This window comes from Candidatus Roizmanbacteria bacterium CG_4_9_14_0_2_um_filter_38_17, from assembly GCA_002788855.1.
GTDB lineage: Bacteria > Patescibacteriota > Microgenomatia.
Genome location: PFSB01000017.1, coordinates 80,607 through 101,864 on the forward strand (window position 1 = coordinate 80,607; position 21,258 = coordinate 101,864).

The window sequence follows — 21,258 nt, forward strand, 5'->3', positions numbered from 1 at the left end:
AGGAGTTAAACCTACTCACAAACCCTTTTTAATCCCAAGCGAAGCAAAGCAAGGTCGCTCGTCGTAGCTTTAGCTCCGACGAAGCGGGCCAAACCCCCCTTCCTCCCGCCCGCGGAAGCGACCCTTTCGGATTGGACGATTTTCCTTCGACTTCGCTCAGGCCTTCGGCTCTGAGGCTCAGGCTCGAAGAGATGGTGAGCCACTCGGCCCTGAGCTCGTGGCCGAAGGACCTGTCGAACCACAAGTTTTTCTTTGGCGGCAAATTCTTTTAATTCGGAAATTTGAGATTCAATACTTAAAATTTGTCGTTCTTCGCTGTCCGTTGATTTTCTGGTGTAGATAAAGTATTTCACAGTTTCCCCTTAAAAATTAAAAATGAAAATTCGGGAAGCCCGCTTTTGACCAGCCCCGCGAGATACGGAGCAAAGATAAAAAATTCCAATTTGCGCTTAAAATCGGCTGGCGAGCCCTCGAGAGAGGCGATGAGCCAACAAAGACATTTCCCAACTGGCGGAGAGGGAGGGATTCGAACCCCCGTATGCATAGCATGCATGGTTTTCAAGACCAGCCCGTTAAGCCGCTCCGGCACCTCTCCCTAGCGGAGGAGATGGGATTCGAACCCATGTGAGCTGTAAAGCTCAGGAGTTTAGCAAACTCCCCGAATTGACCAGACTATCGGACTCCTCCAGTTAGCTTGTAGTATTATAGCAAGAATATGTTTAAGTTCGATAATTTAGGTAAATACCCAGAAATCGCTCATTTTGTTACAAATCGAGAGTTTGGGGAAGTTACGCTTGAGGGCGGACAAGAAAAGCTCGCAAAAGAGCAAAATATTGAGGCTAAGCAAGTAGTTGTTATTCAACAAGTACATGGAAACGGAGTTATTGAGGCTAAAATAGGGAATTTGCAAGAGGGAGATGCCTTAGTAACTAATAAAACTGGTCTATGCCTAGCTGTGAGAGTAGCAGACTGTGTTCCTATGCTACTTTTTGACCCTACAAAGAAGATTGTTGGAGCTATCCATGCCGGATGGAGAGGTAGTGCAAAACAGATTGCCTTTAATACACTTAAATATATGCAGAATAGGCACATGGTAAATCCGGGTGATGTTATAGTTGGGATTGGACCGTCCATTGGCCCTTGTTGTTTTGAAGTAAAAGAAGATGTAGCCAGTCAATTCGAGGATAAATATAAGACAGCTGGAACTATCGATCTCTGGAAGGCCAATTATGATCAGTTATTAATGGGTGGTGTTAAGAAGAAAAATATTGAAGTGGCTAATATCTGCACAAAGTGCAATCTAGATAAATATTTCTCTTATAGAGCAACGGGGGATGCGTCCAGCTTTGCCTGTGGGATTATGTTGCTATAATCCTCTTATGGAGTATAAGAATAGGAAAGCGAGACAATATAGCATTACCGATGAGTATGTTGCAGGTATTGTGCTGACAGGAGCGGAGGCTAAGTCAATAAAGTCGGGTAGAATGAAGCTGGATGGAAGTTACGCCAAAATTAGAAATAATGAGGTGTTTTTAGTAGGAGCTATAATCCCTCAGTATAAGTATTCAAGTCTAAAGGATTACGACCAGCAACGAACAAGAAAGTTGTTGCTTAAAAAGTCTGAAATAATCTCTCTTCAGTCCAAGATTCAGAGCGGGAGATTGACCCTAATCCCCCTCTCATGCTATACTTCTCGCGGTTTGGTAAAGATCAAGCTGGGACTGGCTCGGGGCAAAAAAATGCATGAGAAACGAGACGAGCTAAAAAAGCGAGATTCCAAACGAGAAATTGAAAGAGAATTGAAGAATTACTAACGGGGATGTGTTGATTTGACAGGATGAGTACTTTAACAACTTGCAAGCCGAGCTGATTAACTCGCTAAACTTATCAAAAAATCTAATTGCAGAGGATAAAACCCTTGCAGCTTTGAAGTCCCGTTTGCGCGGGATGGAAGAGGCCTTAATGGCAAAGCGCTTCGCAGCTCGCGCTGCTTTTGCTTACGCTTAAAGGCTGTTTATAGGTCTTTCACTCGATGAAGATTTATAGGCACAAACAAAGTCGAGGCGTCAGATAAAGAATCTAGCCTGATCTTTATCGGAGAAATAAGGCAATCCTTAATGATAAGGATAGGTAAACTATCTTCGATTTGTTAGTTTAATGTCATTAAGTATCAAACTAACTAAGCTTGTGAATGAAGTTGTTTTGCTCGCTTTCTGGACGAGGGGTCACCCCCCTCCATCTCCACCACGTAAAATGGCTAATCCTCTACTTGTATTTTTAAAATTGCTTTCTCCCAAGCGGTGCGTGAGTTGTAGAAAATTTGGAGCATATTTTTGTGTTAACTGCTTAAAAAGCATTAAGCCAGTTTTTCATCAAAAATGTATTGCGTGCCAAAGAGTTTCTCATGGTGGAGCTACTCATAGGGACTGCAATAAAAGATATGGACTTGATGGGTTGTTCTGCTTGTTTAAATACCAGACAACTATAAGAGCTGGAATAACTAAGCTTAAGTATCAAAAATTAACAGATATTGAAGACGAGCTTGTAGATTTAATAGGAACTAATTTACTGCTACAAGGCGAGGCTGAGTCGCTAGATGATCTAGAGGAATTTATCTTTTCTAAGCGTCCTATTGTAGTGCCCGTACCGCTGCATTGGTGGAAACTGGCACAAAGAGGGTTTAATCAGGCCGAGATTATAAGCGAAGTAGTCGCTAGCGAATACGATCTCCCAGTTATGCCAAGAGTCCTAAGACGCAAATTTAGATCATCGAGTCAGACAAAGTTAACAAGCAAACAAAGGGTAATAAATGCTAAAAATATATATTCTGTAAATACAGATTATCTGGAGCAAGGAAAAATTGACCCAGCGCTTTGTAATATTCTATTAGTAGATGATGTAACTACTACTGGCTCTACTTTGAAAGAAGCTGCAATTGCTTTAAAACGCGTGGGTGTAAAGCGTGTCTGGGGAATAGCTCTCGCCTCATAACTTCGAGAACCCGCTTCTCGAAGTTGTTATTCAAGTTGAAAAGAGTAGATTGTGTCTTTGGATAATAGATACACAGTATTGGCTGATTCTGAGACGGTAAAATCTAGTATATTATCTAGCTCTTTCCAGCTATACTGCGCTTTATATAATCCGTCTTCTCCTAGTGTTATTATTCTGTTGCCATCTAAAAGATATAAATTGTCTAGTTCAGGAGTTTTAACCAATTTCATGTTACTCCCAAGTTTTTGCTCTAAACCTCGAATATAATAAGAATCACGCCGACCTCCAATAAATTTTAGAATCTGAGAGCCAGAAGGTGAACCCGAAACAACCCAAATCGCCCCATCAATAGCAAATGTTTGTGGTTCCAATATTTTATAATCACCCAATAAATATGATTTTTTAGAAGAAAAGGTATCCCCAGCAGAAAGATATTTCCAGATAGACCCATCGCTGCTTAATAGATACATATTCCCACCAAAGTATTTTAGATCAACAGCTTCTCCCCACTCTTCATCCTTTTCAATAATAGTTTGATCATTAATTCCAACTATATTTACACCCTTGTCTGTGAGCATATATAAGCTAGAATTAGCTCCGGTAAGGTTGCTTGCTTTTATGAGCCAACTCCCACCGGCAACAACTTCGCTTTTCTTTGTCTGTGCATCCAACTTTGCTACAAGCTGGTTCTTAGAGCTATATAAATACAAATTTGAACCTATTAGGTCTAGTTCATCAGCACTGAGATTATCACGCAAAAGTGAGAGCTCAAAAAAAAGCTTGGGCTCTACTTGGTATGTTGCGGTTGCGGCTACTTGGGCATCTTTTAATTTTTGAAGCAGCTCTTCAACTTGCTTGTATTCAGAATCATTTTTATCTATTTTAAGTAGAAGCTCAGTTAACACTTGTTCTCCTTGGCCCAGAACACTGCGAGCGCGAATGCGATTTAATTCAATCAGAGCTGTTCCCTCCTCTAACTTATGCTCGGCCATTGCAATAGATGTTGAAACTTGATCTTGAGAAACGCTTGGCGTGCTTATCCAACGGACTAATAGAAAAATTGTGGCAGCGATGATAACAAACGCCATGGTTTTAATGGGATAACGACTAATTAAACGCTTTGCGCGGCGCAACTGACGTGTGAAATTAGTGATCCTATGAATATTTCTGGTTATCCCTGGCAAAACAGCTGCAAGCTTCATTCTTGGTAGTTTAATTTTTATTGGCTGGTCTGCCTTTGCAATACCTGTGATCTGTAGCAATAACCCTACAGCTTCAAGCTTAGTTTTGTTTTTATTCTGAACTAGCTGTATTTCGTCAATAAGTTCGTCTATACTATCAATATCTACGAGCTGCCTAATAAAATTAGCTTTGCCCATAGACTCGAGTCCAGGGGTATCAATGAGAGCCAGTCTGTCTCCATCTTGAAGCTTGCCTTGTGTCTGCCCACTTTTATCCAGCAACTCTATGGCTTGACCATTGCGAATTAAAAGAACTGTGGCGTTTGATGTATGCACAGTTACCGAATTAGTGTCAATAGATACGTGTAGCGCGCCTATTGTCTCGATCTGATCTTGAAATGAAGCTAATAGTTTGTCTATTAATTGTTTGCGAGTGCCATTATTAAACTGCAAGTAACCGTTAATGGATAAACCATGAAACATCTGATTTATTAACAAGTGCCGACCTTCGGAGCTGGGAGCTGATTTGAGTTTGAGAATAACACCATAGTTATGCTGAAAATACGCTTGTGACCACACCTGGTGGCCACATATTAATGAGGCAGAGTGAAGCTTGAGGCTCATAGCATAATTAAGCCCAGAATAAAGACACCGATGGCTAGAAAAAGATGAAAAATACTGATTAGGTTAAAAAGTGGAGAGGCCCCAAGCTTAATTGATTGTATCATTAAGTTAACTTGCCTCCAGACTGCGAATGCAAAAAAAATGTACATAAAAGCAATTGTAATTAGCATAAATTTGGCAATACCACCTGGGGTTATGCTTGTCAATAAGTCTAAAAATAAATTACTATTCAAGTTCATCTTTATGTTTAGCTATAAATGCTTGTGCTTTTGATGGTTCGTTTTGCTCCCAAACTTCTAGAATTTTCCTGACAACAGCAGCCGGATCTGGAACGTCTTCAAAGTCTAGATTTGGTTTAGCGCCAGCTGTCTGAATAAATACATCTCCAAAGTTAAAAGTTGTTCTGACGAAACCTGTTCGTCTGAAAGTAATATCTTCCAGTTGAGTAATTCTCGTCGCGGTTTCTTCTTTCGATAGTAAGGATGGAAACTCAATATCCACCAGCCTATGGTTGGTAACCAGATCAACGTCATAAAACCAAAGCAAGAAGCGCATAAATGCATAGCCAAATGTACTCATATACCATATGAATAAAATATAGATAATTAGGTTGAAAGTTATAAACGTAGGCAGAACACCAATTTCAAGTATTAGTGGCACGATGAGCAAAGGCGTAAGCGCTAATAAAATTGCGCTGACTATCCAGGAAATTTGAGTAATGGGATGGCGACGCAATAATAATACAATATCTTCGTCACTTGTTTGTGTCTCAAATCGTAATCCCCGTGGTTTATGTATAAAACTTGCAAGTATCATTTTCTTTCTATATTATACAGTGGTCCTACAATTTGAATATTTGCCGGTGCCCTTAGATTGAAATAGCTTTTAAATTCATCTCCATTAAAACTAATTCCATTAATATTCACACTCGTTGTTCTACCGTTCCCAAAATCTGCTCCGACAGAAACACTAGTAGCATTATCTATTGGCGACCCTCCCCTACTTCTTAGTTCTTGTTTCACTTTGTCTTCATTCCAGACTTCACCCCCATAAGGATGTGCTTTGTCAGTTTGGTAAAAATGATCGCCCAAATTACTGTCTTTCTTTGCCAGCATTATCACATTGGCAATATCCGCAACTTCATTTGGTTTTAGCCATGCTGATTTACCATATTCACCGCGCGAACCTTGAGCAGCATAGAAACATGGTGAATCTTTATCATATGCTTTACTATTAAGATCTTCAAAACTATTTGCGCTTCCGTTTGTATCTTGGGTTCTTTTGGTCCAACTCTTGTTTGATCCCCATACATCTGCTGAACTATAAGTATAGCCTCCATCGGTTGATGAATACCAAGCTATTATAATCTCACCTCCATTAGTTAAAACCTTACCTGCAGTATCATTTACTGCTTGCTCCCATGCGCCACCTTTTGGATCAGTTTTAAATACCTGACAGTATTGATTAGCACAGATAGATTTTCGTCCTCTATCTGTTTGGGCTATAACATATGAGCGAGCGGCAATTGCCTGTGCCTTTAAAGCTTCACTTGGCCAACTTGCTGGGACTTCGTATATTCTTTTGATATATTCTTCTAGATTTCCACTCCAGATAACATTCCCAGCATCATATCCATTCCCATCGTTAACATTGATGGTTGTTTCTATTTGTTGGGATCCATCAAAGCTGTAGTATGCATTTAAAATTGCTTCTGCATTTTGTCCTGCTTGAGCCCTACCCAACGCCCCGTATTGGTTCATACCCACTCTGTGCGGAATTCCGTAAGTATAAAAAGCAAGTGCTGGAGAAAATCCAGGATCAATTTTTCTATCATCTGTGCAAAATAGTGCCCCTGCTCCTAAGCTTATTGGTAAGTTTAAGTTTCCTAATCTTGCGGACAAAATACTTTGTTGGCGGGCAGAAAGCTGGGCAATTTGGCCTTGTAAATCCGACTGGTATGCTTTTGCTCCCGCTACTTCTTTACGAAAGAAAGCAGCTTGTTCATCTGTTTTTTCTTTTACTATCGCAAGTCGGACTTTTTCACTTTTAAGCTCTTCTTTCTTCTCTTCCAGGTTTTTAATAAACAATACTAATTGCACAATTTCGTTACGGTCTTGTTCGAGAACTCGCTTGTTATATCCAGCTAGACGAATGGTCTCACCCAAGCTTGCTTTTGTCCCGAACAGCATCTGGATAGTTAAACTGTCTAGCCTTTTATCTTTAATAAAGAACTCGCGGATGCGCTTTTCAAGTAAGACTTGTTTCTGTGTTAGATTCTTATCTCCCTCATCTATCTTGCGCTCTTTATCTTTAAAACTGGCCTCAACTCGTTTAATACCATCCTGAATATTAGCTAAGTTCTGTTCTAATCCCTTTAGGGTTGTTTCAAGTGGAGCTGTGGCAGATTGACTTTGTTCTAGCTTATTAGATAGATTAGCAAGCTCCTTTTCAATATCCTCCAGTTCTCCAGCTTGAGCAAAGTTCGTAAACAGTAAAGAGTGAAAAGTAAAGAGAATAAGAATAGCTATAATTGCTATGTTTTTTAGTCGCAAAATTTTATTTATAGCTCTCATTTGTTCATTAAACCAAGAAGTTGACGATTATTCTGATATAGTTTATGAAAGTTATTAGCAAAATTTTCTACAAATGAGCTATCGGTGAAAAATGGCAGAAGATCTTCTTTTAAGTAATTCGATTTTATGGCTTGAATGTTTTTATCGAGCAATGTTTGTATTTCTGCTGTTTTGCTAATTTTTGTAATATCCTTCAATCGCTTTAGATTAGGCTCTACTCTCTGTTCCATAAACCAGATAAGATCGTAATAGTCTCTTCCTTTAAAAGTAATTAAACCTCCTTTGTCTTTGCGAAATGTGCGTTGAAGTATAGCAGCAATTTTAGAAGAGCACATATCGGCTAAAGAATATCTGTTAATAATAAAATTAAAGTCTCCGATGTTCTTAATAGAAATTTCCTTCATATAATACTTACTATCCAGTGGGCCCAGATCAATTCGCACAAAAAGAACATTGCTGTCGCTAGGAGTAATATTTAAACCTACCCGGTCTAACATGGGAAACTTTAGGTACATCTGACTCTTATTCCCTGCTAACTTAAATTCAAAATCTTTCACTTGTAGACTGCCAACAAAGTAGTTTGTTAAATCTCTCTCAAATCTAGAAATTGATAGATTATTAAAGTTTGCTACATCAAAATCCAGGTCTTCTGATAATCTGGGTAGTCCAAAACAGAAACGCAGAGCTGTTCCACCTTTAAAAATAAAGCTTTTACCATATCTAGAGCTGTAGACGTAGTTTAATACATATCCCTGCAATGCTTCTTTTAGCAGATTCCTTAAATATGGTGGACTAGCGCTTTTTTTGTTTAGCTGGACTATGCTGGAAAGTTTATTTATTAACATATTTTGCTATCCTCTCCATCTTAGCAGAATTAGATAATTTCACGTAGCTCTTGAATTCTCTAATATCTTCATCCTGTAGCTGACTCCAGTTAATTCGTAAAGATGCTTTAATTTCTGTTTCTAGGTCTTTACCTAAGTTACGTTTTAGATATAAGAAATCAAATAGTGTTTTAGCTTTTGTGGCGATTGCTATAGTGTATGTATCTCCGCTTACTATTGAATATCCTGTAAATAATTTATTCTTAATACTCCGATAAGCAAAACTGCCTAGCTGGTTTTGAAACAGCCGGGTTGATTTATTTGTTATGCTTGTGATTTGGTAGGTTGCTTCAGGAATTAAATTATATTTACTAAGCATGTACTCAAGAGAAAGATAAGAAGGATAACGCAGGATATTTGCTACGTATTCTAGGTAGAGTTCTTTATTAGACACAGAACTATAATACGGATCAGTAACGTACATGCCCTTTTTTAGACTAATTAAATAACCTTTATTAGCAAGCTGCTCAATTTTTTTATCAAGATTCTTACCATCCTTTCCAATAAGCATCCCCGCCGTTGACTTAGTGAAGTACGGTAGCAGCTCAAGCTGAGCCTGATCTTTTATTCCAGATATGCTAATCATAGTGTAGTAATTATGGAATAGATGTTAGAGAAAGTCAAGCATTCGTGCTCAACTTGTTTCGCCTACGAATTTGCGCTACACTTGAACTATGAGGAAAGCTTTTATATTTTTTGTTTTGTTGATTAGTCCGTGGCTTTTTCAGGTTTCTCTGGTGTATGCTCACGAAATAGCTCCTGCTCCGCATGTGTCCATTGCTATACCAACACCTGATGCGGCTCAAAGATGTGATATTTGTGGGTCTTGCTATAACCAAGCTACGCAAGTGAATGATGAACCTGGAGACTATGATCAATGTGTTTTGTGTTTAACAAAAAATACTGCTGGCCATCCACCTGAGCATAAATGGACGCCGTTGGGTTGTTTGCCAACGTCTCCGGGGTTATTTACCCAGGTAATATTGCGTGTATTTGTCTCCATTGTGGGTGGCGTTGCTTTCTTAGCAATTCTCTATGGTGGAGGACTAATTCTCTTCTCGAATGGGATACCAGAAAGGGTTGAGACAGGACGCAGTATTCTTATATCTTCAGTAGCGGGGGTATTACTAGTGATCTTTGCGGTATTTATATTAGAGTTTATCGGCCTGGAGATCTTCGGGTTACCAGGATTTGGAGGATGATGGCAAATATTGGCAAATATTGGCAATTGGTGTTATAATTTAGATTGGGTAAACCATGAAACATATGAGAACAGTAAATATTTCACTACCAGAAAATTTAGCTCAGCGAATTGAAGTTTTGTTAGCACAAAAAGAGTTTGTTTCTCGCTCAGAAGTGGTACGGACAGCGTTAAGAGTATTTTTTACGCTGGAGCAAAGAGTGGATCCAGTTGAATTAGTTCCGTTTACAAAAAAACCACTAATAGATATTAAATCTGAACTTAAAGAAGCAGGTCATGATTCTGTTTTTGTGGATAGTGTGATAAAGGGCTTAAAGGAATCGTCTGTATATAAGTAATCGTAATTCATGCAAATTCTGCCGCTTAAAGCTGTTGCCAAAACATCTTAATATCTACTCATTTCGTATTGATCGTAAATGGAGAGCTATTTTTATAGTGACAAGAGATAACAAAGCAGAGATTATTGATATTAATCTACATTATAGGTAAGATGGATTTAGAATTTGTTGGATTTATAGGATAAAGGAGTTAATTATATGAAGTTATCAAAAATGAGCTTATTTAAGAACCGTCCCTTATTACTTAGTTTGGTTTTGCTGTGCATCTTGTATCTAGCTAGCCCAACAAAAGCATATGCTCAAAACATCTCAATTCAACCAGAAGAATTTAGGACAACTGTTGATGAGTTTGGCATTGATCTCACAAATCTAAATCCCGATGTCGAGTATAAATTAAATATCCAATGCTTAGGTACACAAGTTGACTACAAATATAGCTTTGTGCCCAAGAGTCTAGATAGGGCCTATTGGCTAGATGAGATCCCAACATCTATTAAATTATACATTTACAAGTCAGGGCAAGGAATGAATTGTACTTTTCAATCTAATAACTACGATTCCCAGGTTCACACTGTTACTCTTACATGGGGAAGTAATGGTAAAACTCAAAAAAATTACAAAGTTTTGCCAAGAGAGAATTACTGCAATGTTGAATTTGATAACGACAATATCGATGTTAATTTCGATCTGAGCACCGCCGGCTTTCGTATTTATCCCGTAGATGGGTATATATTTACTGGAATTCACGGAGTTATACTTAGAGATAAAGATAATACAATTATATACAATGTTACCGGTATTATCGCGGATGATGATGGTAAAATAAAAGGACATTTGGATGAATTTGGAGAATTCTCTAACCCTGGCACATATTCAGTTGAATTAATTAAAAATAGTAATCAATTATGCACTGGCTCATTTAATTTATATAGTTATTTAGAACCAACTCCAACACCAGATCCTCAATTCACAGCTGTCTGTAACCAAGGTTACGATGACTACTTGTCTAAGTCTGAAAATTCTGGCAAGACCGCAGCTGAACTTCTTAGTGGCTTTTGTTCTCAGTCGCAATACTCTAGTTGCCATCAGTGTCCTCAGCCTACTCCAGGACAGCCAGGGATTAATCCAAGGGCAATTTGTGAGCAATTAGGAGATAGTAATGATCAGTCGTCGTGTTTTAAGTGTTTTGACCCAAAAAATTATGGTTCTGATGCAAATGAACGCTCTAAATCCCCTGGTTCCTGGACGGCGCTGGGGTGTATACCAACAGATACAGCGGGCTTTGTGAAGTGGTTATTGGGACCTTTCATGGGGATTGCGGGAGGAATTGCCTTTTTGTTGATCTTAAAGGGTGGATATCAGATCATGTTTTCACAAGGAAATCCGGAGTCAATTACGGATGGAAGAGATACGATAGTTGCCGCAGTCTCTGGACTTGTTGTGATAATCCTTTCAGTAGCAATTTTGGAGATAATTGGAGTGGAAATATTAAATATACCAGGATTTGGTAGATAATGATTATAACCGTTAATAAGTTGACAAAAGATAACAGAAACGAGACAAGGCGAGGCTTTTCACTTTAGTGGATAGCCTTGCCTTAAGCGAGTGATTGTCTTATCCGCTTAACTTAAAGGCAAGACCTTCCATTTCATGTAGGGTCTTGCCTTGTCTCGCTTGTTGAATTGTGAACAGTTACTAATCTAGGGTTTGGCAGGTAGTTGATTGTGTATTATGATTACATCATGAGAAATACTAAACAAAAACGCATGAAAGCAATAAAGATAAAAAAGCCGTTGAAACATGGCTTAAAGAAACAAGAGACGAGTGGCCGGATAGGTGGAAATCCAATGAAAGATATTGATATAATTTCATTATGAATGATAAATTGGCATTAACATTACCGGGGGGGTTTGATGTAGATGTTCCTGTTCCTACGGTTGGGGCTGGGACTCCAACTCCGGATGGCTTGCTGCAGCAAGGTGGGATTAACATAGGGACAATTATTAACTCATTGCTGCCTTTGGTGTTTTGGTTTGCCGGAATTTTGTTATTTGTTTATCTTATTTATGGAGGGTACAAGATGCTTACCTCGATGGGAGATGAAGGAGCTATAGAAGAAGCAAAAGGCACGATTACCAATGCAATTCTGGGGATAGCTATTGTATTTGTGGCATACTTTGTAGCCCAATGGATGGCGAGTGTTTTTGGAATCAACGACCTGTTTGGTTAAAAAAGGTGGTTTTGGGTTAAGCGTGCTCCCTTTGCTGGTTTGTTGATGATAACTCTTTTTACTTCAGGTAGTTGCTTGAGTTTGTTGACAAGTATTTTTGTATTCTTTTCCTGACAAATAATGTGAACATCCTGTCCGGTATTAATTGTGAAATAAGTTTCCAGTCCCTTGTTTCGCCAACTCTTAACCGCTTTCATTACGATAAGAGTTCCATTCTGCCAGTAAATCAGCGATGGCCAAGAGGTTAACATTATTGCGTGCAATTCTAATGCTTCCACCTCTAACAATTTTCCAAAAGCCGTAAAATCTTTTGTTTTAATATACTGGATGGCTTTTTTTATTTTATTATCTATATTTTTTAATCGTGTATCCATAAAGAGGCTTGAGCCTGAAATTGTTTGGCCCTCACTGGTAGAGATGTCTTTTTTACTGGAACTTACAAGTGCTACAACGTCAACAATGTTCCAGTGATTGGCATTAAAAATTGTTTTGGCAAAAGACGTTTCGCTCGTATCACCATTCATCCACTGAACAAAGCCATCCGGAATTGAGCGGCAGGCGGATCCAGATCCTTGGCGGGCAAGAATAGAGAGCTCCTTTTCACTTAGATTAAGTCCTGCCGATTTTGCTGATGCAACTGTTAAGGCAGCAAATCCTGAGGCAGAAGACGAGAGACCTGTTGAGCTGGAAAAATTATTTATTGATATGACTTTTGCATGTGTATTAATTTGAGCTAAAGTACGTACGCGGTCCAGCTGCGTAATTGCACGAGCAGATTCGTCTTTGATCGTTTTACCATTAATAATTATTTCGTCTTTGGTATATTTTTGTGAAAATTCAATCGTTGTTGTTGTGGTTAAATTGCTTAGATTCATAGCAATACTACCGTTTTCCGGTAGGCGTAAGTTTTCGTCCTTCCTTCCCCAATACTTAATAAAGGCGATGTTGGATGGGGCTATTGCTGTTGCTTTCATAATTCCAATTGTACACCAGGAGCTCCTGTTTGAATATTAATTAATTCCCCACCTGCAGCAACGATCGCTTGCTCAACTGGTTGCTTAGTTTTGTCTGATACCAGTGCAATCATACAATCTCCTCCACCAGCGCCGGAGAGTTTTGCCCCATAAGCTCCCGCACTTAGCGCGGCTACGCACAAATCATCCAATTTTTCGGTAGAAACTCCTAATTGAACCAGGAGTCCATGATTGATGCGCATGAGATTGCCTAAGCTTTGCCAATCCTGATTTTCAAGACAAATTTTTCCTTGGCTTACTAGCTCTGCTATTGTATTAAAAATGTCATCAAACATCGCTGGATTTTTTTCTTTACGCTTTGCAAGGTCTTTAACAATTGTAGCTGTATCTTCCTTGATTCCTGAATAACCCACAACCAGTGATATTTTTGCTTTAGTAGTTGGTTCAATCTCTTTTCCACCAGTTACAAAGTAAAGTGTGCCGCCAAAAACAGCTGCTGCAACATCAAAACCCGAGCCAACTCCTTGAACGTCTAACACTGTCTGGTAGCTAAGATCAAATATTTCACGCTTAGATAGATTTATACCAGTTAATTCAGCTAATCCTTTTATCGTGCAGACTGCAGCGCCGGATGAGGAGCCAAATCCAAATTTTGCTTTGAATTGGGATTTGGTAGTTATGCTGACACCGTGTTTTAGTGGGTATACTTTGTGAAAATTTCTTACTGCAATCTCGACAAACTGAGCAGGTTTAGGAATCTCTCCTTTTCCAAGCTCTTCCAGCTTTTTTTCGTAGTTTTCTAACTCTACATCCTTAGCATTTAGAATTATTTTTTGGGTTCTGAGCTTTGATATTTGAGCTTGTAATCGGTGGTTTATGGCTGTAACAAGGCATGGGCGGTTATATACAACTGCGTGTTCACCTAATAGCATTAATTTCCCCGGAGCTGAAACTTTAATCGTCATACAACTATTTTTTCAATGCGTACTCCTTCTGTTCCTAGATTGGCTTTCATAATTTCAAGGCCATATTTTTTAATACTCTGTTTAAGCTTGTTAAGATTTTTATGATATACAGGTAATACCCCTGATTTATCCTTAAATCCTCCCCCTCCGCTAATCTTTGCTACTCCTCCGCTTTTTTCTATACTGCGAATAATCGAAGCGGTAGAGTTGCTGACCATACCGGCTTTTTCCAGAAGTCTTCCGTTTTCTTTTATTCCCTTCATTAGTGACAGCTCGTCCTCGTCGTGAATGGCTTGGGTTATCTGTTTAGTAACTATTTCAAAATCATCCACCGAATTTGGTTTGAATTTTTCAACCATTTCTTTAGTTGATTCTTTGGGCTTACCAGTATTGATAAGATAAAAATGCTGGAGCGAATTGGCTACTTTAAACTGAAACTTAAAGAGGGATTTTAAGAATTCAAATTCTTTCCTGTACCAGACAAATCCCCCAAATGTAACTGTTGATGTGTCAACTCCCGAGGGGTTGCCGTGCTGGAACTTGTCTACCTTGTAGGCTAGCTCGTTTATTAATCTGTGGTCAAGTTTAGAATTTCCGGAAGTGGCTACTAAAAATGCAGTTACAATTCCTACACCAAGAGCAGCGGATGACCCCATGCAGGCACCACGTGGGATATCACTTATGATTTCAAGATTGAAATTCGTGGGAAACTTTGCGCCAAGATAGTTTTGCATTATCTCAACAGCCTTTTTTACTAGCTTCCCCTTAGTCATGGCATATCGAGAACCCGCTTCTCGAAGTTCAGGATATGTGGTTAGGGTTACAGTTAGACGCTTGTCCACTGCGGCTGCAAGAGCTGGCTTACCATAAACAACCGCATGCTCCCCTGTTATTATTATTTTCCCCGGTACACTGATTACTACTTTCACTTTATTTTAAATTTAATTCCATAAGGAATGATGCCTTCTTTGCTACTTTCTCTGACTTTGCGTAAAACGGCTTTTACTTTTACTCCGGATTTTAGCTTTAGAATATTACAGTCAACTAGCTGACCGGCCATTTTTACTCCAGATTTAAGCTCTATTAATGCAACAATGTATGGAGCAAATTGCTTAAATCCGGTAGGTGGCGTGCGCACGATAGTCCAAGACAGCACTTGTCCTTCCTGTAATAGGAGTTCTGGAATGTATTTTTGCCTGCGCCAGAGTTTTATTGGACTTATCATATTATTTAAGGCAAGGCCTTTAATTTTTATTAAAGGCCTTGCCTTTATTAGTTAAGATGTGAATTACTGCAGTTCCTCCTGATCCTCCAATATTGTGAGTTAATCCTAATTTAGCCTCTCCTTTGACCTGCCTTTTACCGGCCGAGCCCCTAAGTTGCTCAACTATTTCCACAACCTGCTTTACGCCAGTTGCTCCAACTGGGTGGCCAGCGGCTTTTAATCCTCCCGATGTGTTTACTATTAGCCCCTTACTTCCTAGCTTAAATTGTCCTTTTTCCAGCCTTGGACCCGCTTCTCCTTTTTTAACAAATCCAATATCTTCAAGAGCTAATATTTCAGCTATCGTGAAGCAGTCGTGAAGCTCGGCAACGTTTATTTCTTGTGGATCAATATTTGCACTGGCAAATGCTTTTTGAGAAGCAAGTTTTGTTGCTTTGATTTCAGTAATAGACTCTCTTCCTGCTAACCCGGTGCTATCTGTGGCAACTTGTGAAGCAAGGATTTTTACTTGTTGATTTTTTGCTGTAAGAATTACAGCACTCGCTCCATCTGTGATCGGCGAGCAATCGTATAGTTTAAGTGGGTCGGCAATACATGTGCTGTTTAGCACATCTTGTTTAGTTAGTGTAAATGGATATTGGGCTTTGCAGTTTAAGCTGGCGTGAAAGTGATTTTTAACTGCAACTAGCGCAAGTTGGCTTTCTGTTGTGCCATACTTTTGCATATGCGCTCTTGCCATTAACGCATAAAGAGCTGGAAATGTTAATCCAGCAATACGCTCGTCTTCACTAGCTGCCTGCATTAAGCCCGCGGCGACTTCTTCGGGTGCATAGTCAGTCATTTTTTCGATACCTAAAGCTAGTACGGTTTGATATGAACCGCTTTTTACCGCCTGACAAGCTTGGTGTACGGCAATACCACCGGAAGCACAGGCTGCTTCAACTTTAATCGCTGGAATGTTTAAACCAAGTTCTCCAGAGATGGCGGCTCCTAGCTGTTCTTGATCACCAAAATTACCAGAAAGCATGTTTCCAACATAAATAGCATCGAGGTTCTTTATTTCAAGGTTAGCGTCCTCAAGTGCGCCATAAATAGCTTCTTTCATTAAAGAAGCAAATCCCTGACTCCAGAGTTCTCCAAATTTTGTTGTATATACTCCTGCAATGCCTATTGTCATATTATGCCTGTCATTTTTAAATACTGGATATAGTTTATGTACTCTTTGTCTTTAATCTGTGTGGATACAGAATTATTTTTAGGTAAACTATGAAACAGTAGTTTTCGGTATTCTACTATCTCCTTTGTTACTTCAAAACTAAAAGCATCAGACCCCGCTCCTGAGCCGTATGAAACAACAAAAATTCGTTCTCCTGGCTTTGCTACGTCCAACACTGCTGCAAATCCTATAAGGGTTGAGGCAGAATATGGATTGCCTATTTGATTAATAATTAAACTTGGCTCAAGTTGTGAGCTTGAAAATCCTAGTTCTTTTGCTACTTGTCTTGGAAACTTGCCATTTGGCATATGAAAAACACAGTATTTATAGTCTGTTGGTTCTGTTTTGCTTATCTTTAATAGTTGAGTTGCTGCCTCTTTGACGTGTCTTAGATACGCAGGCTTGCCGGTAAATCTACCGCCATGAGAAGGATATTTAATTCCATCTCTGCGCCAGAAGTCTGGGGTATCGGAAGAATAAGAAGTCATACAGATAAGCTTGGCAATTACTTTTTCGCTTCCTAGAATATAGGCTACTGCAGCCGAACCGGCTGTATACTCTAGCGCATCGTGCGGTCTGCTCTGTGCTTTATCCGATCCGATAACTAATGCCTGATGATATCTTCCTGACTCAATAAGTCCGAGGCTGGCCTGCATACCTGCTGTAGCTGCTTTGCAGGCGAATTCCAGATCTGCCGCAAGATAATTATTTGATAAGCCAAGGGTGTCTCCCACAATTGTAGATGTGGGATTTACTGCGTATGGATGAGATTCTGATCCAACAAAAACTATGTCAATACTTCCAACTTGCTTAAGACTTAACCTTTCACTTCGTAAAGGGTTAAGTCTTGCAATTGCAAGCTGGGCTGCTTCTACTGCCAGAGTTACCGAGTCTTCGTCGATACCCGCTACTGCCTTTTCGTTTATTCCCAGTGAAGTGATCACATCATTGGGATTTTTACCCCAGACACTACAGATTTCCTCTACCTTTATTCGGTAGCGTGGAATGTATGATCCATAACTAATAATTCCTGCTTGTTTCATCTTGCTAATTTTTGGTGCGCCACTGCTAGTGACCCTACTGATTGACTGGCTAATAAAGATAATTCACCAGCAAGAACTGCTCCGGCAAGAACTTCAGCTAATTCCTGCGAGCTACCTACTTTTAGTATTTGAAGTGCTTCTTTTTGTGTGGCAAGTTTAGTCCCTCCACCAACTATTCCCACTAACAAAGCTGGCAAGTAAACACTAAAGTGTAGATCGCCGTTAGCAAGTCCTCTTGCAACGGTGATTCCCATGCTTCCTTCCACAACATGAGCAGGATCTTGTCCGGTAGCAATAAATATGGCAGCAACAATGTTGGCGTAGTGTGCGTTAAAACCCATGCTTCCACTTAACGCGGATCCCAGTATGCATTTTGCAAGCCAAACTTCCTGGATCTTTGGAGCTGTGGTTTTTAGTGTTTCACTTACAACATTGGCGGGGATAATAACTTCAGCCCAGGCTTTAAACCCGCGACCATTTATGAAGTTAAGCCACGCCGGCTTCTTATCTATGTCATAGTTACCGGCAATAGAGATGCAACTGGATTTGGTTTTGGCTTCAATTGTTTTGGCTATTTTGTCCGTAGCAATTGTTGCCATGTTCATGCCCATCGCATCTTGGGTATTAAAGTACAGACGTAAAAATACGTAATTACCAACAGAGCTTGTATCTATTTTTGTTAGCTCGATGTGAGACGACATTGTTTTGGCAATTTTGTCTAAATTTTTTAAATTTCTCTCCACCCACTTTACAAGAGAACCCGCTTCTCTAAGTGATTTAATTTTAAAAACTGGCCCACGAGTTACTCCCACTCTTGATGCAATCGAAACAGCTCCCTTGGATCTTGCGATCGCTTTGCAACCACGATTTACAGAAGCTACAAGTGCTGCCTCAGTTGTGGAAAGAGGTAAAAAATATTCTCTGCCGTTAACCAAAAGCGGGCCGGCAATACCCATTGGAATTTGTGTCGAGCCAATAACGTTTTCACAATTTTTGTTCTGTTCGCCAATTGTATGTTTACCCATTTGCTCTAGATTAACATTGAGCTTTGTCTCTAGATACTCTCTGCGTTCTTTTGCTGATTTTAGGTTGCGTAACTTTGTCATATTTTAGATAAACGGAATGCGGAAAATATTTAACTTGTACATTAACAATGCATAACCAATACCAGCGGGAAATATAATTATGGAAGCTATAATTATGCGTTGTAAGTCAAGCTTGAGAGCGAAACGGAGAGTTAGGTAATATAAAATGCCTTTCCATAGAAATAATATTAAACTAGCTACAACAAATGCATAACTAAAAAGCTGACCAGCTAATGAAGAGGTACGAGGTGGTGGAATAAGAAAATAGAGAGTGGAAGTCATGTAAAACCAGATTAACGTTGGCCAGAGACTATAACCCCAGGCGATTGCCACGCCAGACAATTTTCCCTCACCCTTAAGCAGCCTCCCCACAGAATATATGCTTAACACCACCAGTGCGTAAGTGGTAAGTGTTACCATGGAAATAGTTATCCCGCTTTTGGCTACAATGTATGGGTGAAGTCCGTGTCTTACAACGCCAGCGAAGAAAAAATATAACCCGATAAAAACAAACAGTGGAAAGATTTGCACAGGGTGAACACTTTTAACAATCTCTCGATAGGTTTCATATGGCTTGGCAAAAACTCCATAAGAGTTTTGTATAAACAAGATAAATCCTTTAATAAGTTCTGTCATATTAAAGGCCTTGCCTTTAATATATTTGTCAAAAACCATGTTGCAATACTGAAGTTAAACTAATAATTCTAAGCTGAAATAATAAATAGATAATAAGAGCTAAGATTAAGGCAGATGGAAGAATTGCTTTTATTGGCCAGGACTTAATAAGACCAGTGGTTTGTTTATAGCTCTTTGTTAGAAGCCCAAGATCTTGCATTGGAAGTTCTGAAACTTCGTCCTGCTTTTTTACTAATTGTTGGTACAGCGTATCCTTGTTTGACATATCTAAAGGCAAATTCACGTCTAGCACGAAATAATATACTCTCGGCACTCTTTGCGCTCACCCCGAGTTTTAAGGCAACTTTTGCCACAGGCAGCTCTCTTAAGTAATGCAGTTGTAATGCCTGACTATACTTTGGTCGTAACGAATGCAATATTTCATGCACTCTCTCTTTCGTAATTAGCTTATCCAGTTCATCCTCAGATGTAGTCAAGACATGAAGAAGATGTTCAATTGCTGGAAATCTGGAGAATAATAAGGTTTTAATACGTCGCTTGCGATAAAAATCGGCAATTTTATACTTGGCGATAGCAGTAACATAAGTTTTAAGGCTGGATTCTCCAGCGTAGTCACGAAATGCATCCAGAGAAGCAATTAATGTGTTTTGGAGGATCTCATCAACGTCTCTCTCGTCTTTTATTTTTTGATTAATAAATCCCTTTAAGATGGGGGTGTAAGATTTATAGTATTCCCAGAGAGTTGCTCTTTCTCCATTTAGTATCTGAGATACTAGCTTAATATCCGCTTTTTTTGCCTTTTGCATTTTGAATTGCTATTATACCAGTAGGTCAAAGACTATTAAAATATGGAAGTATATGCAGTAAATTTAGTGGACCCGTCAATTTTTCCACCGGCAGCGGTAATAAGCGACCCTGGCAGTTTTATTAATATCTTGCTGAGATTTGTGTATCTGATTGCGGGTATTATTGCTTTTGGTTTGTTTGTGGGTGGTGGACTTACAATGATCGCCGGGGCCAACAGCAGTGATAGCTCTAAACTAGAAAAAGGGAAACACGCAATTACCTATGCTATTATTGGGTTGGTAGTAATTTTTGGTAGTTATTTCTTTATACAATACATTGAGGGTATATTTGCCATTAAGATACTATAACTTATGATAACTAAAGCTCTAGCGGCAGAATGTATTAAGGGACTAGGGCCTTTTGGGAACTTTTGTGAAGAGGCTGCTACTATTACTGGTGGACCTGAGCAAGGCGCAGCTGTTCTGGGTAAAATTTCCAATATTATTAGTCGTTTACTGGGAGTGGTGACAATTGTGGCGTTTTTATGGTTCTTGTTACAGTTTGTCTCAGGGGCCTTCGCTTGGCTAAACTCTGGTGGAGATGAGGGCAAGCTGGTAGAGGCCAGAAATAGGATAACTAACGCTGGTTTAGGATTAGTCTTAGTGGTGGGGGTGATGGCGATAATGGGTCTTGTACAGTCATTCTTTGGAATAAATTTCTTAGACTTAGAGAGTTTTTCTGGGTCTTTTCTTGATCCAGATGTAACACCTGCCCAAACACCATGACCAAAGCATACGCAGCCATTACAAATCCAGTTGTCAGTCCCTTTAGCTTGGGTGATTTAATTGCTGATGTCTTGTCTTTTGCCATATTAATTGGCTTTATCTTAACTTTCTTCTTATTACTTCGGGGTGCATTGGCGTGGATCAGCTCTGGTGGAGATGAGGGCAAGCTTGAGGCAGCTCGCAACAGGATTACTCAGGCTATTATTGGATTGGTGCTTTTAGTTTCAGTTTGGGTGATTTTTACCTTCGTAGGAGACTTTGTGGGATTGGACCCCACAAACTTACCCATCCCTTCACTACTTGACAACTAATTTTGGATATGCAATTATAGTTACATATGATAGAAAAAGTTTTTGCAGAAAATTTGGTGATTGGAGCAGGTGATGGTGGATTTATTAAAGACATTGAAGCAGGCGTCCTTATAACGTCTTTGATAAGTTTCTTTATTATTATCTCTTTTATTACCGCTTTCTTCTTTCTACTACAAGGAGCTTTGGGCTGGATTACTTCGGGTGGAGATG

The 21,258-nt window shown here is 39.4% G+C and carries 27 protein-coding genes, 1 tRNA gene and 1 other RNA gene; 12 read left to right on the top strand and 17 right to left on the bottom strand.

Going from position 1 to position 21,258, the window contains the following annotated elements; translation table 11 throughout:
* Positions 1–11 precede the first annotated feature (11 nt).
* Together CO050_04220 and CO050_04225 are read right to left on the bottom strand one after the other, a co-directional pair.
* Complete coding sequence (locus CO050_04220; GenBank protein ID PJC31214.1) at positions 12–353, bottom strand: hypothetical protein; 342 nt, start codon at positions 351–353, stop codon at positions 12–14.
* 155 nt (positions 354–508) lie between these two features.
* Positions 509–595: transfer RNA gene (locus CO050_04225), tRNA-Ser, on the bottom strand.
* A gap of 120 nt (positions 596–715) precedes the next feature.
* Here CO050_04225 and CO050_04230 point away from each other — a divergent pair.
* From CO050_04230 to CO050_04245, 4 genes are all read left to right on the top strand, one after another.
* Positions 716–1,372, top strand: coding sequence for a peptidoglycan editing factor PgeF (locus tag CO050_04230; GenBank protein PJC31215.1), 657 nt, complete (start codon positions 716–718; stop codon positions 1,370–1,372).
* Between the two features lie 7 nt (positions 1,373–1,379).
* Entirely contained in the window at positions 1,380–1,814 is a 435-nt protein-coding gene (locus tag CO050_04235) for an SsrA-binding protein (protein ID PJC31216.1), read from the top strand.
* A gap of 1 nt (position 1,815) precedes the next feature.
* Positions 1,816–2,247, top strand: a transfer-messenger RNA (tmRNA) gene (gene ssrA / locus CO050_04240).
* Positions 2,248–2,253: 6 nt separating this feature from the next.
* Positions 2,254–2,991 (top strand): hypothetical protein, encoded by a 738-nt coding sequence (locus CO050_04245; protein PJC31243.1) that lies wholly within the window; start codon positions 2,254–2,256, stop codon positions 2,989–2,991.
* Between the two features lie 26 nt (positions 2,992–3,017).
* On the opposite strand, the gene CO050_04250 is transcribed toward CO050_04245, so the two are convergent.
* The 6 genes from CO050_04250 to CO050_04275 are packed head-to-tail and all read right to left on the bottom strand — an operon-like array spanning position 3,018 to position 8,839.
* A complete protein-coding gene (locus CO050_04250) occupies positions 3,018–4,796 on the bottom strand; it encodes a hypothetical protein (protein ID PJC31217.1) in 1,779 nt (592 codons plus the stop codon).
* Positions 4,793–5,035, bottom strand: a complete 243-nt coding sequence (locus CO050_04255; GenBank protein PJC31218.1) for a hypothetical protein — start codon at positions 5,033–5,035, stop codon at positions 4,793–4,795. The genes CO050_04250 and CO050_04255 overlap by 4 nt, the downstream gene beginning before the upstream one ends.
* Positions 5,022–5,612, bottom strand: coding sequence for a hypothetical protein (locus CO050_04260; GenBank protein PJC31219.1), 591 nt, complete (start codon positions 5,610–5,612; stop codon positions 5,022–5,024). The genes CO050_04255 and CO050_04260 overlap by 14 nt, the downstream gene beginning before the upstream one ends.
* A complete protein-coding gene (locus CO050_04265; protein ID PJC31220.1) occupies positions 5,609–7,369 on the bottom strand; it encodes a hypothetical protein in 1,761 nt (586 codons plus the stop codon). Before CO050_04265 ends, CO050_04260 begins: the two co-directional genes overlap by 4 nt.
* Positions 7,366–8,214: a hypothetical protein gene (locus CO050_04270; GenBank protein ID PJC31221.1), complete on the bottom strand. Its 849-nt coding sequence runs from the start codon at positions 8,212–8,214 to the stop codon at positions 7,366–7,368. Before CO050_04270 ends, CO050_04265 begins: the two co-directional genes overlap by 4 nt.
* Positions 8,201–8,839 carry a hypothetical protein gene (locus CO050_04275; GenBank protein PJC31222.1) on the bottom strand — a complete coding sequence of 213 codons (639 nt, stop codon included), beginning with the start codon at positions 8,837–8,839 and terminating at the stop codon, positions 8,201–8,203. The genes CO050_04270 and CO050_04275 overlap by 14 nt, the downstream gene beginning before the upstream one ends.
* Before the next feature lie 88 nt (positions 8,840–8,927).
* Between CO050_04275 and CO050_04280 the strand changes: the two genes are divergently transcribed.
* The 4 genes from CO050_04280 (at position 8,928) to CO050_04295 (ending at position 12,022) form a co-directional block, all read left to right on the top strand.
* On the top strand, positions 8,928–9,455 hold the full coding sequence (locus CO050_04280; protein ID PJC31223.1) for a hypothetical protein: 528 nt from the start codon (positions 8,928–8,930) through the stop codon (positions 9,453–9,455).
* 55 nt (positions 9,456–9,510) lie between these two features.
* The gene (locus CO050_04285) at positions 9,511–9,792 is read left to right on the top strand and encodes a hypothetical protein (GenBank protein PJC31224.1); all 282 of its coding nucleotides are present in this window, start codon (positions 9,511–9,513) and stop codon (positions 9,790–9,792) included.
* A gap of 198 nt (positions 9,793–9,990) precedes the next feature.
* The gene (locus CO050_04290; protein PJC31225.1) at positions 9,991–11,307 is read left to right on the top strand and encodes a hypothetical protein; all 1,317 of its coding nucleotides are present in this window, start codon (positions 9,991–9,993) and stop codon (positions 11,305–11,307) included.
* Between the two features lie 358 nt (positions 11,308–11,665).
* On the top strand, positions 11,666–12,022 hold the full coding sequence (locus CO050_04295) for a hypothetical protein (GenBank protein PJC31226.1): 357 nt from the start codon (positions 11,666–11,668) through the stop codon (positions 12,020–12,022).
* On the opposite strand, the gene mvaD is transcribed toward CO050_04295, so the two are convergent.
* The 9 genes from mvaD to CO050_04340 form a co-directional block, all read right to left on the bottom strand.
* The gene (mvaD, locus tag CO050_04300) at positions 12,019–12,996 is read right to left on the bottom strand and encodes a diphosphomevalonate decarboxylase (GenBank protein PJC31227.1); all 978 of its coding nucleotides are present in this window, start codon (positions 12,994–12,996) and stop codon (positions 12,019–12,021) included. The two genes, CO050_04295 and mvaD, sit on opposite strands and share 4 nt — an antisense overlap.
* Positions 12,993–13,961: a mevalonate kinase gene (gene mvk, locus CO050_04305; protein ID PJC31228.1), complete on the bottom strand. Its 969-nt coding sequence runs from the start codon at positions 13,959–13,961 to the stop codon at positions 12,993–12,995. The genes mvaD and mvk overlap by 4 nt, the downstream gene beginning before the upstream one ends.
* A complete protein-coding gene (locus CO050_04310) occupies positions 13,958–14,890 on the bottom strand; it encodes a hypothetical protein (protein ID PJC31229.1) in 933 nt (310 codons plus the stop codon). Before CO050_04310 ends, mvk begins: the two co-directional genes overlap by 4 nt.
* On the bottom strand, positions 14,887–15,186 hold the full coding sequence (locus CO050_04315; protein ID PJC31230.1) for a transcriptional regulator: 300 nt from the start codon (positions 15,184–15,186) through the stop codon (positions 14,887–14,889). Before CO050_04315 ends, CO050_04310 begins: the two co-directional genes overlap by 4 nt.
* A gap of 19 nt (positions 15,187–15,205) precedes the next feature.
* Positions 15,206–16,363 carry an acetyl-CoA acetyltransferase gene (locus CO050_04320; protein ID PJC31231.1) on the bottom strand — a complete coding sequence of 386 codons (1,158 nt, stop codon included), beginning with the start codon at positions 16,361–16,363 and terminating at the stop codon, positions 15,206–15,208.
* Positions 16,360–17,445: a hydroxymethylglutaryl-CoA synthase gene (locus CO050_04325; GenBank protein ID PJC31232.1), complete on the bottom strand. Its 1,086-nt coding sequence runs from the start codon at positions 17,443–17,445 to the stop codon at positions 16,360–16,362. The genes CO050_04320 and CO050_04325 overlap by 4 nt, the downstream gene beginning before the upstream one ends.
* The gene (locus tag CO050_04330; protein ID PJC31233.1) at positions 17,442–18,551 is read right to left on the bottom strand and encodes a 3-hydroxy-3-methylglutaryl-CoA reductase; all 1,110 of its coding nucleotides are present in this window, start codon (positions 18,549–18,551) and stop codon (positions 17,442–17,444) included. Before CO050_04330 ends, CO050_04325 begins: the two co-directional genes overlap by 4 nt.
* A gap of 3 nt (positions 18,552–18,554) precedes the next feature.
* Positions 18,555–19,205 carry a hypothetical protein gene (locus tag CO050_04335; protein PJC31234.1) on the bottom strand — a complete coding sequence of 217 codons (651 nt, stop codon included), beginning with the start codon at positions 19,203–19,205 and terminating at the stop codon, positions 18,555–18,557.
* A gap of 125 nt (positions 19,206–19,330) precedes the next feature.
* Positions 19,331–19,972: a hypothetical protein gene (locus tag CO050_04340; GenBank protein PJC31235.1), complete on the bottom strand. Its 642-nt coding sequence runs from the start codon at positions 19,970–19,972 to the stop codon at positions 19,331–19,333.
* A gap of 42 nt (positions 19,973–20,014) precedes the next feature.
* Between CO050_04340 and CO050_04345 the strand changes: the two genes are divergently transcribed.
* The 4 genes from CO050_04345 to CO050_04360 all read left to right on the top strand — a co-directional run.
* Complete coding sequence (locus tag CO050_04345; protein PJC31236.1) at positions 20,015–20,320, top strand: hypothetical protein; 306 nt, start codon at positions 20,015–20,017, stop codon at positions 20,318–20,320.
* A gap of 3 nt (positions 20,321–20,323) precedes the next feature.
* A complete protein-coding gene (locus CO050_04350) occupies positions 20,324–20,737 on the top strand; it encodes a hypothetical protein (GenBank protein PJC31237.1) in 414 nt (137 codons plus the stop codon).
* Positions 20,734–21,048 carry a hypothetical protein gene (locus CO050_04355; protein ID PJC31238.1) on the top strand — a complete coding sequence of 105 codons (315 nt, stop codon included), beginning with the start codon at positions 20,734–20,736 and terminating at the stop codon, positions 21,046–21,048. Before CO050_04350 ends, CO050_04355 begins: the two co-directional genes overlap by 4 nt.
* A 26-nt stretch (positions 21,049–21,074) precedes the next feature.
* A partial coding sequence (locus CO050_04360; GenBank protein ID PJC31239.1) for a hypothetical protein occupies positions 21,075–21,258 on the top strand: 184 nt, incomplete at its 3' end.

Excerpts from the sequence above, each read along its gene's own strand:
- CO050_04230 (PJC31215.1), top strand. The coding sequence starts at position 716 with ATGTTTAAGTTCGATAATTTAGGTAAATACCCAGAAATCGCTCATTTT.
- CO050_04235 (PJC31216.1), top strand. The coding sequence starts at position 1,380 with ATGGAGTATAAGAATAGGAAAGCGAGACAATATAGCATTACCGATGAG.
- CO050_04245 (PJC31243.1), top strand. The coding sequence starts at position 2,254 with ATGGCTAATCCTCTACTTGTATTTTTAAAATTGCTTTCTCCCAAGCGG.
- CO050_04250 (PJC31217.1), bottom strand. The coding sequence starts at position 4,796 with ATGAGCCTCAAGCTTCACTCTGCCTCATTAATATGTGGCCACCAGGTG.
- CO050_04255 (PJC31218.1), bottom strand. The coding sequence starts at position 5,035 with ATGAACTTGAATAGTAATTTATTTTTAGACTTATTGACAAGCATAACC.
- CO050_04260 (PJC31219.1), bottom strand. The coding sequence starts at position 5,612 with ATGATACTTGCAAGTTTTATACATAAACCACGGGGATTACGATTTGAG.
- CO050_04265 (PJC31220.1), bottom strand. The coding sequence starts at position 7,369 with ATGAGAGCTATAAATAAAATTTTGCGACTAAAAAACATAGCAATTATA.
- CO050_04270 (PJC31221.1), bottom strand. The coding sequence starts at position 8,214 with ATGTTAATAAATAAACTTTCCAGCATAGTCCAGCTAAACAAAAAAAGC.
- CO050_04275 (PJC31222.1), bottom strand. The coding sequence starts at position 8,839 with ATGATTAGCATATCTGGAATAAAAGATCAGGCTCAGCTTGAGCTGCTA.
- CO050_04280 (PJC31223.1), top strand. The coding sequence starts at position 8,928 with ATGAGGAAAGCTTTTATATTTTTTGTTTTGTTGATTAGTCCGTGGCTT.
- CO050_04285 (PJC31224.1), top strand. The coding sequence starts at position 9,511 with ATGAAACATATGAGAACAGTAAATATTTCACTACCAGAAAATTTAGCT.
- CO050_04290 (PJC31225.1), top strand. The coding sequence starts at position 9,991 with ATGAAGTTATCAAAAATGAGCTTATTTAAGAACCGTCCCTTATTACTT.
- CO050_04295 (PJC31226.1), top strand. The coding sequence starts at position 11,666 with ATGAATGATAAATTGGCATTAACATTACCGGGGGGGTTTGATGTAGAT.
- mvaD (PJC31227.1), bottom strand. The coding sequence starts at position 12,996 with ATGAAAGCAACAGCAATAGCCCCATCCAACATCGCCTTTATTAAGTAT.
- mvk (PJC31228.1), bottom strand. The coding sequence starts at position 13,961 with ATGACGATTAAAGTTTCAGCTCCGGGGAAATTAATGCTATTAGGTGAA.
- CO050_04315 (PJC31230.1), bottom strand. The coding sequence starts at position 15,186 with ATGATAAGTCCAATAAAACTCTGGCGCAGGCAAAAATACATTCCAGAA.
- CO050_04320 (PJC31231.1), bottom strand. The coding sequence starts at position 16,363 with ATGACAATAGGCATTGCAGGAGTATATACAACAAAATTTGGAGAACTC.
- CO050_04325 (PJC31232.1), bottom strand. The coding sequence starts at position 17,445 with ATGAAACAAGCAGGAATTATTAGTTATGGATCATACATTCCACGCTAC.
- CO050_04330 (PJC31233.1), bottom strand. The coding sequence starts at position 18,551 with ATGACAAAGTTACGCAACCTAAAATCAGCAAAAGAACGCAGAGAGTAT.
- CO050_04335 (PJC31234.1), bottom strand. The coding sequence starts at position 19,205 with ATGGTTTTTGACAAATATATTAAAGGCAAGGCCTTTAATATGACAGAA.
- CO050_04340 (PJC31235.1), bottom strand. The coding sequence starts at position 19,972 with ATGCAAAAGGCAAAAAAAGCGGATATTAAGCTAGTATCTCAGATACTA.
- CO050_04345 (PJC31236.1), top strand. The coding sequence starts at position 20,015 with ATGGAAGTATATGCAGTAAATTTAGTGGACCCGTCAATTTTTCCACCG.
- CO050_04350 (PJC31237.1), top strand. The coding sequence starts at position 20,324 with ATGATAACTAAAGCTCTAGCGGCAGAATGTATTAAGGGACTAGGGCCT.
- CO050_04355 (PJC31238.1), top strand. The coding sequence starts at position 20,734 with ATGACCAAAGCATACGCAGCCATTACAAATCCAGTTGTCAGTCCCTTT.